Here is a 12,338-nt window from a genome sequence, read left to right as displayed (position 1 = left end):
AATACATGCAATTTTTTCTAAATTCAGCGCATCACGCGACCTGATGTTTACACGTTCTTAAAAGCCTCGACCCCAGAACTTGGGGACAAATGAATGGACGTGAACACATGAAAGCGAACAAAGCAGTCAAGCGCAGAACAAGGCTGCGGATGGGTATTCCGCTTCTGGCGGCGTCGCTTTCCCTGAATATCTTGTCCCTTCTGGCGCCAATCACCATTCTGCTGATCTTCGACCGCATCATCCCCTTTCAATCGACCGATACGTTACGAATCCTGACCTGGGCACTGGTGATCGGTGCAGGACTTGAGTTTGCGTTGCGTTGGGCGCGTTCTGTTCTGTTGACGACCGCAGCCGAAGAAAGTGCCATCGCCCGTCAGCGCCGGTTCCTTGAACAGGTTTTGAACGCAAATCCGATCCGTTTCGCTCAGGATACCGCCAGTACCTATTTCGACCGATACATGGCGATCAACCAACTGCGAGAACACCAATCAGGTCAGAGCCAGACGCTCGCCATTGATCTGCCCTTTACGATCCTGTTCGCCCTCATGATCGGCTTGATCGGAGGGTGGTTGGTTCTGGTCCCGGCCGCTGCGTTCTGCATCGTTTTGGTGTTTGCGGGGGTGATGAAACACCTTCAGTGGTCCCTGTTTGAGCGTCGCAAGGCGCTGGATACCCGTCGATATGCGTTCCTATCGGCCCTGCTGTCCAGCCTGTCCACGGTTAAAGCCAACCGGATGGAGCCTCAGATGGCCCGAAGGTTTGAGTTGCTGGAGGACCAGACCGTAGACGTCAGCCGCAAGCTGATCCTGTTCTCAGGCTTTGCGCAGAATTTTGGCGCTGTTTTCGGGCAGATCATGGTTGCTGCAATGGGCTTGCTGGGGGCGTATCTGGTCATTCAGAACATGATCGGAATCGCCGAATTGGCGGCCTGTATGCTTTTGAATGGTCGTATCATTCAGCCTTTGACCAAAATCATGGCGATCTGGGTTCAGTCAGAAAGTGTCGCTTTGTCCCGGCGGAAACTACGCGAAATGGACAGTATCTCTCAGCAACTGCCAAGCTGGATCGGGCACAAAAAACTGAAGGGTGATCTACGGGTCGGAGGGCTATGCTTGTTGCACCCGCAAAACAAAGAGATCGCTAGTCGCCCCGTGAATTTTCACGTGCCAGCTGGCACTGGAATACTGATAGAGGCGGAAGAAAGCTGGATGGTCGATGCCCTCTTTGCGACCATTCAGGGCAACCAAAAGCCCAACGCTGGCTCTTGCCTGATTGATGAGGTTGCAACAACTGAACGGCCCGCCCTTGTTGGTCGGGGCGGGATAGTGGCGCTGGAGCGCGACCCTGCGATCCTTTCAGCAACCTTGCTGGACAATCTGACCGCGTTTGGCGGCGCCGAAAGGGCTGAATATGCCAAACAGATCGCTGCCACGCTTGGTTTGGAGCAGCGTGTTCACGGGCTGCCGGAAGGCTACAATACCCAGCTTGGCAAGGGATCGAGTTTTGAGAGCGATCCGGTCAACCGACAACTGATCGCGCTATCTCGAGCGCTTGCGTTGCGCCCTCAGATATTACTGATGAATGAACCTTCGTCTGTTCTGGACGCGCCGGAGCGCCAGGCCTTGGCCACCTGTTTGAAAACGCTGTCGCCACGCCCCTCTTTGGTGGTCGCAAGCCCCGACCCCCGGTTGCGGCAGTTGACAGATCAATCCGCCCAGCTGGGCAATCCCCAGACCTCCGATCTGCTTCAATGGCAAGAGGATGCCCATCAGGACACTGATGAAGCGTGCCGCATTAAGAGAGGTGCCGCATGACCACTTTGACGATTGAAAAAACCACTCAGCTTTTCCAATCGCTACTGCAGGCAAGCGGTTGGAAACATGACCGAGACAGCCTGATCGAAGCGTTTCCGCACTTTTCCCAACGCTTGCAGCCGGGGGACATCAAACAAACCCTGGAAAATCTCGGAATACCATTCGCACACGTCAGGTGTCGGATGCACGAGATCGCAGCCTCTGACTGCCCGACCTTGGTCGTACCCGATCATGGGCCAGCTTTTCTCGCGCTGGACAGAAAAGGCGCGCATGTGCTGGTTGACGATGCAACGGCGGAAAATCCACGGTTCCAAAAGCTTCCCTGTCACCTGTGCACCCTGTTTCGGATCGACCATTTTGCCTTTGACCTCAGCGCGAAAACGCAGATCACCGTAACACAGGCCTTTCGTGACCTCCGCCCGATCCTGCCGGGTCTTTTGTTTGTCTCCATGCTCAGCAACATCCTGGGCCTTTTCGCCCCGCTGCTGATCATGGCCGTTTACGACATGATCATCCCGTCGGGATCGGTTGATATGCTGCTGTCGCTGGCCGTTGGGGTCGCCGTCATCGCGGCAACAGACATGGGCTTTCGCAACATGCGCACGCGCGCGCTGACATATATTGGCTGGCGCGGCGAACAAAAGCTGATGACAGCCTTGTTCCGAAAGCTGATGTCGCTGCCACTGGGCCAAATGCAAAGCTCAGACGTGAACCAGCACCTGTCCCGGTTCCGCCAGTTCGAGACCCTGCGAGAGATGTTTACCGGGCAGATGATCACCACGCTTCTGGACCTGCCCTTTGCCCTACTGTTCCTTGCCGTTCTGCTCTATCTTGCGCCAAGCGTTGGGCTTTGGACACTTGGGCTGGCAGTGGCTTTGGCCATCTTGAGATTGATCACGATCCCGCGCCAGAAACAACTTGATAAGAAAGCGGCACAGGACGCCGCGCACAGCCAGCTGGCGGTACAAGACGCGATCATCCATCAAGGCGCCTTCGCAAGCCTCGGCATGCAAACGCGGTGGCTCCAGCGCTGCATGCCCTTGATCGAAACCGGTGAGGAAAGCACAAAGCGCGCTCGGCAATTCCAAGCACTTGCGCAGTCATTGGGGCAAACGCTTGCGGCCTTGGCCACAACCGGTGCAATTATTTTGTGCGCACATGCCGCCACGTCCGGGTCATTGAGTTTTGGCGCTCTGATCGCCTCAATCGCGTTGGTGTCAAAGATCTTTGGACCACTACAGGCGCTGTATTCCGGATTTCCGCAGCTTTTGTCTTTCCAGGCCAGTCGCGAGCAGGCAGACCGGGTGCTGTCCCTGCCGCAAGAGATGGAGCTTGGGCTCGGCTTGTCCCACCAAAAAGCACTGAACGGTTCCATTTCGTTTTCCTCAGTGACACATCGCCCGGACCCACTTCGCCCACCAATCCTGTCGCAAATCAGTATGGCATTTAATCCTGGTGAACTCGTGGTCATGCTCAGCAGCGACACGGCCGCTCGGACTGCTGTTCTGGATCTGATCGATGGTCTGGCATCCCCGATTGGGGGAACGATCGAACATGACGGGATCGACATCCGCCAAATCGCACGGGACGAGCTGCGTAAATCGGTCACCTATGCCACCTACGAGAAATCCCTCTTCTACGGCACAGTTGCGCAGAATTTTCGTTTGGCTGCGCCGTCCCTTTCCGACATGGAAATTCAAGACTCGCTGGATCGGATGGGCTTACGACAAGGGCACAGCATTTTGCCAGACGGTGTGCAGACGCGCCTTTCCGACGAAGCCCTTTCGCAAATGCCCGACGAGATTTTGAAATCTCTCACCCTTGCACGCAGCATGGCGCGACCAGCCTCGGTCTATCTGTTCTCGGAACCGACAAATGGGCTGAACGACACGCGCCGGCAGGCATTCAAAACCTGGGTCAAGGAGCAGGCCAGAAATCGCACGGTGATCATCGCGACAGCAGATCGTTCGTTTCTGAACATTGCCGATCGCTTAATCTATCTCAACGCGGGCCAGGTTGCTGTGAACGACACCGGAGAAGTCGGGCGCAAGAAGATGTTAGCCGCCCTGAAAACGCTTGGAGCTTGAAGATGGTTTTCCGCACACAGTCCGCAAACCGAGAAGGACCGCTTGACCGCAGCGCTCGACGAAAGCGTGCCCGCGCGCCTCGGTTTGCGGCGTTTCTCGCGCTTGCTATCACCGGTTTTCTTGCCAGTCTGATCGCTTTGTCATGGCGGACCGAGGTGCCACAGATCACACGCGCGCCGGGCACTATCGTTCCGATAGGCCACTATGTTCAGATCGAAACCATGGAAGGCGGGATTGTCCGTTCAGTCCATGTGCAGGACGGTCAAACTGTGGAAATCGGTGATGTCCTGGTCGAGTTGCACCACCCAGAACTAACACAAGAGATGGAGGTCCTGTCCGCGCAAGCCTCCTCTGTCGCGCGGGATCTAGGAAATGCAAGGGCCGTGCTTGCCATGCTTGAAGGCGATGCTCGGCAGACGACCACCGAGATACAAACGCTTAGGAAATCAGGTCTGACGACGGCTGCAGCCCGTATTGAGCTATTCATGGAAAGTCAGAAGGTTCAGCGTGTTTCGATTGAGCAGCAAGCCAAGACACTGCAGATTCTTGAAGACGCCGCCGAGTTCGCGCGCCAAAGGGTCAAAAAGAAAGAGCAGGTCTTGGATCGGTACGCGAAGCTGCAGACGCAGGGACTAAAATCTCTCAGTGATTTTCTGGAAGAAGAAGACGAAGTCGACGCCATGCGCGCGGCTGCCGAAGACGCCCGTGTCCGCGTCGCGGAGGCGCGCAACGCTTTGACCCTTGCAAAAGCGGCCCTCGCGGAAGAGGCCCTGACGCTGAGAGAGGACGTGCTGACACGCATCAACGCACTGGAACACGAGCACCACCAGTTGCAGACCTCGCAGAAACTCGTGGAGGCCAGGCTTGCCGACCTGCGCCTGACTGCTCCGGTGCGTGGCGTGATCCAATCGGTGGCCTCGCCCAATCCCGGTGAGGTTATTGCCTCGGGCGAAACGCTATACGAACTGCTTCCGACCCGGCAGAACCTGATGGTCGAGGCCCGCATTCCCAATTCCGAGGTGGGGCATGTAGCCTTGGAACACCCAGTGGCCATCAGCGTCGATACGTTCGATGCCCGTCGTTTTGGCAAGGTCGAGGCGCGGTTGCAGACGGTCCATCCCCTGCCCATGACAGACGAACAAACGGGCGAGACCTATTTCCGGGCCTCCTTCGTCCTGGCTGGCTCAACAATCGGCACCGGTGCGTTTAACCGTCCGCTGCAGGCGGGTATGACCGTTGTGGCCGAGATGACAACGGGTGAGCAGACGCTTCTCAGCTATCTTTTGAAACCGGTCCAATTGACTTTGGAGCGGGCCTTCAATGAAAGGTAAGTCGTTCTACCGCTTGTGACCTTTCCATCCCAACAGGCTGAAACAGGCAAACAAGATTGCCGCGACGCATACAATTGACGGCCCTGCAGGTGTGTCGAACACGTAAGCCGCCCGCAAACCGGCTACGGCGGAAACCGCTCCGATGGCCGCGGCGATCAGGGCCATGGACTCGGGCGATCGGGCAAGGCTGCGCGCAGCGGCCGCCGGAATGATCAGCATGGCTGCGATCAGAAGAACGCCCACGACCTTGATTGCCACCGCGACGGTCACCGCCAGAGACAGGGTCAGGATCAATTGCTCGCGTTTGGGGTCGTACCCGCTGGCATAGGCCAGTTCTTCGTTCAGAGTCGCGGTCAATAGCTGCGACCAGCGCCACCCGATGAGGGCAACGACCAGTGCCGCCCCGCACCAGATCACAGCAAGATCTGTTCGCGAAACGGCCAGAATATCGCCAAAAAGATAAGCCATTAGGTCAATGCGGACGCCGGAAAGAAACGAAACGGCAACCAAGCCAAAGGCCAGTGCAGAGTGGGCCAGAACGCCCAATAGTGTGTCCATCGCGTATCCCCGCCCGGACAGCAAAGTAACCGTCAACGCCATCAGCAGAGCTACGGCCAACGCGCCCGCGAAAATAGACATCTGGAAGGTCAGCGACAAGGCAACGCCCAGAATGGCCGCATGCGCGGTTGCGTCACCGAAATAGGCCATTCGGCGCCAGACTACGAAACATCCCAGCGGAGCCGCCGCAAAAGCCACACCTATCCCGGCCAGTGTAGCGCGGGTCATAAAATCATCCAGCATTATTCTGCAGCGTCCTGAGAGCTATGATCGTGGTCGTGATGATGATCGTGGTCATGCCGGTACAGCGCCAGTGCCCCTCCGGTGCCTGTCCCGAACAGGGCGCGATACTCAGGGGCCGAGGCCACAACGGCGGGCGAGCCTTCGCAGCAGACATGACCGTTCAGGCAGATCACCCGGTCCGAGGCGCTCATGACCACGTGCAATTCGTGGCTGATCATCAAAATGGCGCAGCCGGTCTCGCGGCGCACGGTTTCAATCTGCCGGTAGAAGGCCGCTGAACCCGGTTGATCCAAACCCTGCGTCGCTTCGTCCAGCAAAAGGATATCCGGGTGGTTGATCAAGGCCCGCGCCAGCAGCACGCGCTGAAATTGCCCGCCGGACAATTGTGTCATCTGTCGCTTCAACAGATCAGGAACGCCGGCTTCCTCAAGCGCCTCGGCACAGCGGGCGCGGCTGACGCGATTGGTCAGGCGCATGAAGCGCTCGACTGAAATGGGAAGGGTCGGATCGATATGCAGTTTCTGCGGCACGTAACCGATCCGCAGTCCCTGTTTACGTGTAATGCGCCCTTTGGCCGGTTTGGTGGCGCCGATAATGGCGCGCAACAGGCTTGTCTTGCCGGACCCGTTCGGCCCGACAATTGTCACGATCTCACCGGGTTCGATGATCATATGGACATGGCGCAACACGGTATTGGCCCCGTAGCTCACGCTCAGGTCTTCAACGGTGACAAGGGACATTGCTAGGCCTTTTCGGTGCAGTCAGAGCAGAGACCTTCGGCTTCTACTACAGTACGTTCGATTTCAAAACCCACGGCGCGGGCGGCATCGCCAAGGGCACCGCTATCAACGGCCGAGGAAGCTTCGGCCACCGCATCACAGCCACGGCAGATCATGAAGACAGGTGAATGCGTCGCCCCCGGATGGGCGCAGGCCACAAAAGCGTTCAGCCGTTCGATCTTATGGACAAACCCGTTTTCGACCAGAAAATCCAAGGCGCGATAGGCCACGGGCGGCTGCGAGCCGAACCCCTCATCCCGCAGGCGATCAAGGATGGCATAGGCGCCAAGCGCCCTGTGTTCCTGCAACAGCATTTCCAGCACCTTGTGACGCACAGGCGTCAGGCGCAGGCCCTCGGCGCTGCACTTTGCCTCAGCCATGGCAAGGCCGGTTTCCACGCAGGACACGTGGTCATGATCATGGAACCCCACCGGCGCAGCTTCGCTGGTCGAGTTCTGTTGCCTCTGACTTGTCATGTTATCTTATATCATATATGCCGCGATTAAATGTTATAAAATCACACAGAGGGTCCAATGTCCAGAAACCTCCTTTCCATTTCGATCACCGCTACATTGTTGGGCGGAACCGCCTTGGCCGACGTCCCTAGTGTTGCCGTTGACATTGCCCCGGTGCATTCGCTTGTAGCCCGTGTGATGGACGGTGTGGGCGAACCCAGCCTGATCGTTCAGCCGGGCGCCTCACCCCATGAATACAACCTACGCCCGTCCGAGGCGGCAGCTCTGCAAGAGGCTGATCTGGTCTTCTGGATCGGCGAAGATCTGACGCCATGGATGGAAAACGCTGTCGAAACGCTCGCTGGCGGCGCGACTGTAACAACGCTTCTGGAGGCGGACGGAACCACTCTGCTGGACTTCCGCGAGGACGCGCTGTTCGAAGCGCATGATCACGGCGATGACGAGGATCATGACGACCATGGTCACGAAGATCATGGTGATGATCACAAGGACGAACATGCGCATGATGATCATGACGATCACAAAGACGAACGCGCGCATGACGATCACGACGACCACGCCCATGATGATCACGACGATCACAAGGATGAACATGGTCACGATGATCACGACCATGACAAGGAAGATGACCACGCGCATGACGACCATGGCCATGAAGAGCATGCAGACCATGATGATCATGACGACCACGAAGGTCACGCGCATGGCGAACACGATCCGCATGCCTGGTTGTCGCCTGCAAATGCCAGCACATGGCTGAACGTCATCGCTGCCCAACTCTCTGCTGCTGACCCTGAAAACGCAGGCAAGTACTTTGAAAACGCAGCAGCCGCGCGCGCCGAGATGGAGGCACTTTCAGCCGAGATCGCAGAAACGCTGGAGCCTGTTAAAGGCGGTAGCTTCATTGTGTTCCACGACGCCTATCAGTATTTTGAAAATGACTTCGACTTCCCGGCCTCCGGCGCGATCTCGATCGGCGATGCGTCAGATCCAAGCCCCGCTCGCATTGCTGAGATTCAAGCGCGTATCCGCGACGAAGGGATTGATTGTGTGCTTGCTGAACCGCAGTTCAACTCCGGTCTGATTGCAACCGTGCTAGAGGGAACTGAGGCAAACACAGGTGTGATTGATCCCCTCAGCACGGAACTTGAACCCGGCCCGGCACTCTATCCCCAACTTCTGCGCAATATGGCGAACACATTGGCTGAGTGCCTCTAAGGCACGCCAACGCCCGACCGGCTCAGCGGCCGGGCCTCGAACACAGGCAAAGGGGCAGACCGTTTCAGGAAATCTTGCCCCAATGCGCTGACCCTCTTCCCCTCTGTCAAAACGCTGTCTAAGAAGTCCTTCCGACCCAGTTTCAGGAGGCCCCCTTGGACCGTATCGCACGCACAATCGCCACCGAAATCAACGCGCGCGCGGATCAGGTCTCGGCCGCCGTTCGGTTGCTGGACGAAGGCGCGACCGTGCCCTTCGTGGCCCGCTATCGCAAAGAGGCGACCGGCGGGCTGGACGATACGCAGCTTCGAACCCTCTCGGACCGGCTGACCTATCTGCGAGAGCTGGAGGCGCGGCGGCAGACAATCCTGACGTCGATCAAGGATCAGGGCAAATTGTCGGACGATCTGGCAAAATCCATCGCCGGGGCCGAGACCAAGGCGCAGCTGGAAGATATCTACCTGCCCTACAAACCCAAGCGGCGCACCAAGGCGATGATCGCCCGCGAAAACGGGCTGGAGCCGCTGGCCGACGCCATTCTGGCCGACCGCAATGCCGACCCCGAGGCCCTTGCGCAGAGCTACCTGTCAGAGGCTGTTCAAACGACCAAGGACGCGTTGAACGGCGCACGTGACATCATGACCGAGCGGCTGACGGAAAACGCCCTTCTGCTGGGTGAGCTACGCAATTTCATGCAGCAAGAGGCGCTTTTGTCTTCAAAACTCGTTGAGGGCAAAGAAAAAGAGGGAGCTAAGTTCAGCGACTACTTTGACCATTCCGAGCTTTGGGCAACCGCCCCCTCGCACCGCGCCCTGGCCATGTTGCGGGCTTCGAAAGAGGGGGTCGTCACGCTGGATATCGCTCCTGAGCCCGACTCGGGCGCGGCGCGGGCTGAGACGATTGTTGCCTCACATCTACAAACTCGTGGCGATGGCCCCGGAGACAAGTGGTTGCGCAAGGTTGCGGGCTGGACCTGGCGGGTCAAGCTGTCCCTGTCAATGATGGTCGAGCTGATGGCCGACCTGCGCAGCCGGGCGCAGGATGAGGCGATTCAGGTGTTCTCGCGCAACCTCAAGGATGTTCTGTTTGCGGCCCCGGCGGGCGCGCGGCCCACGCTGGGTCTGGATCCCGGCATTCGAACCGGCGTCAAAGCCGCCGTGGTGGATGCCACCGGCAAAGTCGTTGCGACAGACACACTCTATCCGTTTCAACCGAAAAACGATCTGCGGGGGGCGCAGGCGGCGATCTTGAATCTGATCTCGGCCCATCAGATCGAGCTGATCGCCATCGGCAATGGCACCGCGAGCCGTGAAACCGAACGAATGGTCGCCGACACGCTCAGCCTGCTGCCCAAATCGGTCAAAGCCCCCACCAAAACAGTCGTGTCCGAGGCTGGGGCCTCGGTCTATTCCGCGTCGGAACTGGCGGCGCGAGAGTTCCCGGATCTGGATGTATCCCTACGCGGTGCAGTCTCGATCGCACGCCGTTTGCAAGACCCGTTGGCCGAGTTGGTGAAGATCGAACCGAAATCCATCGGGGTCGGGCAATACCAGCATGACGTGGACCAGCATCGCCTGTCCCAGTCACTGGCTTCGGTGATCGAGGATGTGGTGAACGCGGTCGGTGTCGACCTGAACACCGCCTCGGCCCCGCTGCTGTCGCATGTGTCGGGCCTTGGCCCCGGCTTGGCCGAGGCCATCGTGCAGCACCGAGATCACAACGGCGCGTTCCAGTCCCGCAAAGACTTGCTGAAGGTGGACCGCCTCGGGCCGCGCGCCTTTGAGCAATGCGCGGGATTCCTGCGCATCCGCGATGGAGAGGAGCCGCTGGATGCGTCCTCGGTCCACCCCGAAGCCTATGACGTCGCCCGCCGCGTCGTCGCTGCCTGCGGTCGGGATATCCGTCAGATCATGGGACATGACGGGGCGCTAAAGGGCTTGCGGGCCGAGCAATTCGCCAATGAGACCTTCGGCCTGCCCACCATTCGCGATATCTTTGCCGAGCTTGAAAAACCGGGCCGTGATCCGCGCCCCAGCTTTGTCACAGCGTCGTTCCGGGACGGCATAGAAGAGATCACCGACCTCAAACCCGGCATGCTGTTGGAGGGGACGGTGACCAATGTGGCCGCTTTCGGGGCTTTCGTGGATATCGGCGTTCATCAGGACGGGTTGGTCCATGTCAGCCAATTGGCGGATCGCTTCGTCAAAGACCCGCATGAGGTGGTCAAAACCGGCCAGGTCGTGAAGGTACGCGTTGTCGAAGTTGACGTCCCCCGCAAACGGATTGGCCTGACCATGCGCAAAGATGGCGGAGCGCAGCAACGGCGCGGAGCGCGCTAGGCTCAGCCGTTCTGGTAGTAGAAAGACAGTTTGCGGCTGACACCACCGGGCGGCGGCGGGAACGGTGCGGCCCCCCGGACCTGATCTTTTGCAGCCCGATCCAGCTGATCCGAACCCGAACTGGTAATAACCTCGACCCAGGCCAATGAGCCATCCGGGTCGATCTGAAAGAACACCTGCGCGTATCCACGGACCGGAGCATAGACCCGGGGTGCGCGGTTCAGATGCACAAGAACTTGTCCGGCATAGTTGGTCGTGGTGGAATTGCCCGGCCCTCGCCCACCGGACTGGTTGCCCCGGTCATTACGGGTGAAAGCATCAATCCCTTTGCGCTGATAGGCTGCCAGCGGGGATTCAATGGTTTGTTCTGGAAATTTCAGATTGTCGAAATTGCGCGCGCCGGGCAGAGCGGGCTGAACCTCGTCCGAGGGCGTTCGATTGGGCAAGCGCGGTCGAATGGAAGTTGCCACCGCCTGCTCGGTTCCTTCGCTGTCCTCCACGGGTTCTGCTTCGTCTGGCACAGGCTCTACTGCGATTTCTGGCTCGACAGCCTCTTGTTCCAGCGGCACAGGAGCGACCTCGACGGGCGGCAACGCGGCCAGTTGCTCAGCCTCCGGCGTTTCGACCGGCTCGACCGTCTCTGCGGCACTGGCTTGCGGTATTTCGACGACATCGGACGGCTCGGCCAAAGGCGTCGCGTCGACCTCATCACTTGCTGCCGTTTGCGTCTCCGACTGGTCAACGGATTCGGTCACCTCCAGCTCTGGCACCTCGGCCTGACCGCCATTGGAGGGGCCGGTATCGGGCGCGAAAACCTGCTCTTGCGGATCGGGTGACGCAACCAGAGCTTCGCTTGTCGGAATCTCCGCCTCTTCAGGCTCGGGCGAGGTTTCGACCGGAGGTTCGGGCACCTCCGCTTCTTCTGGCTCGATCGGTTCGGGCACCTGTTCGGCCAAATCCTCAAAGGCCGTGCCGAGGGTCACCGCATCTTCCTCATCGCCCACAGCGCTTGGCGAATGGGTCAGGCTGGCTGTAGTCATGCTCAGGCCCAAAATGTGCACCAGCAGCGAAACCAGAACGGCCACGGCGGCAATGATGGCCGAGGTTCGGATCATTCGATCGCCTGCTGCGTGACCAGAAAGACCGATTTCGCCCCAGCCCGCCGCAGCGCGCCTGTCACCTCGATCAGACGCGGGCCCGAGGCCGCGCGGTCCGGCACGATGCGGACCTCTTCGCCTTCATGATCCGCCATGTAGGTTTCCGCGTCGGTGGCCTGCCCGCGAAAGCTGAGCGATCCGTCTGCATGCAGGACCAGCGCATCCGGCGGCTCACGCCCCTCAAGTTCTGCGGTGTCCACAAGCTCAAGATCGGGGTCCAAAGGGGGGGCCACGGTGCCGGCGATCAGGAAGAAGACCAGCATCAGGAACACCACATTGATCAGCGGGATCGTGGAGTCGCGTCTGCGGCGTTGGGGGGTCTGGCGGATCATCGGC

At 59.0% G+C, this 12,338-nt stretch carries 10 protein-coding genes; 5 read left to right on the top strand and 5 right to left on the bottom strand.

Annotated features, from left to right (window positions below):
* The first annotated feature begins 107 nt into the window (after positions 1-107).
* Genes J7394_RS12290 through J7394_RS12280 form a run of 3 tightly spaced genes read left to right on the top strand, consistent with a single transcriptional unit; the run spans position 108 to position 5,232 of the window.
* A complete protein-coding gene (locus tag J7394_RS12290; protein WP_209253378.1) occupies positions 108-1,814 on the top strand; it encodes an ABC transporter transmembrane domain-containing protein in 1,707 nt (568 codons plus the stop codon).
* Complete coding sequence (locus J7394_RS12285) at positions 1,811-3,901, top strand: ABC transporter transmembrane domain-containing protein (RefSeq protein WP_209253377.1); 2,091 nt, start codon at positions 1,811-1,813, stop codon at positions 3,899-3,901. The genes J7394_RS12290 and J7394_RS12285 overlap by 4 nt, the downstream gene beginning before the upstream one ends.
* A 2-nt stretch (positions 3,902-3,903) precedes the next feature.
* A complete protein-coding gene (locus tag J7394_RS12280) occupies positions 3,904-5,232 on the top strand; it encodes an HlyD family type I secretion periplasmic adaptor subunit (RefSeq protein WP_209253376.1) in 1,329 nt (442 codons plus the stop codon).
* 6 nt (positions 5,233-5,238) lie between these two features.
* Here J7394_RS12280 and J7394_RS12275 read toward each other — a convergent pair whose 3' ends face one another.
* The 3 genes from J7394_RS12275 to J7394_RS12265 are packed head-to-tail and all read right to left on the bottom strand — an operon-like array spanning position 5,239 to position 7,288.
* Positions 5,239-6,033: an iron chelate uptake ABC transporter family permease subunit gene (locus J7394_RS12275; RefSeq protein WP_209253375.1), complete on the bottom strand. Its 795-nt coding sequence runs from the start codon at positions 6,031-6,033 to the stop codon at positions 5,239-5,241.
* On the bottom strand, positions 6,033-6,773 hold the full coding sequence (locus J7394_RS12270) for a metal ABC transporter ATP-binding protein (RefSeq protein WP_209253374.1): 741 nt from the start codon (positions 6,771-6,773) through the stop codon (positions 6,033-6,035). The genes J7394_RS12275 and J7394_RS12270 overlap by 1 nt, the downstream gene beginning before the upstream one ends.
* 2 nt (positions 6,774-6,775) lie before the next feature.
* Positions 6,776-7,288 (bottom strand): transcriptional repressor, encoded by a 513-nt coding sequence (locus J7394_RS12265; RefSeq protein ID WP_209253373.1) that lies wholly within the window; start codon positions 7,286-7,288, stop codon positions 6,776-6,778.
* Positions 7,289-7,345: 57 nt separating this feature from the next.
* Here J7394_RS12265 and J7394_RS12260 point away from each other — a divergent pair, with 57 nt between their 5' ends.
* The gene (locus J7394_RS12260; RefSeq protein WP_209253371.1) at positions 7,346-8,506 is read left to right on the top strand and encodes a zinc ABC transporter substrate-binding protein; all 1,161 of its coding nucleotides are present in this window, start codon (positions 7,346-7,348) and stop codon (positions 8,504-8,506) included.
* 155 nt (positions 8,507-8,661) lie between these two features.
* A complete protein-coding gene (locus J7394_RS12255; protein WP_209253369.1) occupies positions 8,662-10,845 on the top strand; it encodes a Tex family protein in 2,184 nt (727 codons plus the stop codon).
* Between the two features lie 2 nt (positions 10,846-10,847).
* Here J7394_RS12255 and J7394_RS12250 read toward each other — a convergent pair whose 3' ends face one another.
* Together J7394_RS12250 and J7394_RS12245 are read right to left on the bottom strand one after the other, a co-directional pair.
* Entirely contained in the window at positions 10,848-11,960 is a 1,113-nt protein-coding gene (locus J7394_RS12250; RefSeq protein WP_209253367.1) for an energy transducer TonB, read from the bottom strand.
* A complete protein-coding gene (locus J7394_RS12245; RefSeq protein WP_170488189.1) occupies positions 11,957-12,334 on the bottom strand; it encodes a biopolymer transporter ExbD in 378 nt (125 codons plus the stop codon). Before J7394_RS12245 ends, J7394_RS12250 begins: the two co-directional genes overlap by 4 nt.
* Between the last annotated feature and the right edge of the window lie 4 nt (positions 12,335-12,338).

Origin of the sequence: Ruegeria sp. R13_0 (assembly GCF_017743995.1) — a bacterium.
In the GTDB taxonomy this organism is placed as follows: Bacteria; Pseudomonadota; Alphaproteobacteria; order Rhodobacterales; family Rhodobacteraceae; genus Ruegeria.
The sequence above is the reverse complement of the archived record's forward strand: the minus strand, read 5'-3'. Positions and strand labels throughout refer to the sequence as shown.

Coding starts and splice junctions, on each gene's coding strand:
- J7394_RS12285 (WP_209253377.1), top strand. CDS start 1,811: ATGACCACTTTGACGATTGAAAAAACCACTCAGCTTTTCCAATCGCTA.
- J7394_RS12250 (WP_209253367.1), bottom strand. CDS start 11,960: ATGATCCGAACCTCGGCCATCATTGCCGCCGTGGCCGTTCTGGTTTCG.
- J7394_RS12275 (WP_209253375.1), bottom strand. CDS start 6,033: ATGCTGGATGATTTTATGACCCGCGCTACACTGGCCGGGATAGGTGTG.
- J7394_RS12265 (WP_209253373.1), bottom strand. CDS start 7,288: ATGACAAGTCAGAGGCAACAGAACTCGACCAGCGAAGCTGCGCCGGTG.
- J7394_RS12245 (WP_170488189.1), bottom strand. CDS start 12,334: ATGATCCGCCAGACCCCCCAACGCCGCAGACGCGACTCCACGATCCCG.
- J7394_RS12270 (WP_209253374.1), bottom strand. CDS start 6,773: ATGTCCCTTGTCACCGTTGAAGACCTGAGCGTGAGCTACGGGGCCAAT.
- J7394_RS12280 (WP_209253376.1), top strand. CDS start 3,904: ATGGTTTTCCGCACACAGTCCGCAAACCGAGAAGGACCGCTTGACCGC.
- J7394_RS12290 (WP_209253378.1), top strand. CDS start 108: ATGAAAGCGAACAAAGCAGTCAAGCGCAGAACAAGGCTGCGGATGGGT.
- J7394_RS12260 (WP_209253371.1), top strand. CDS start 7,346: ATGTCCAGAAACCTCCTTTCCATTTCGATCACCGCTACATTGTTGGGC.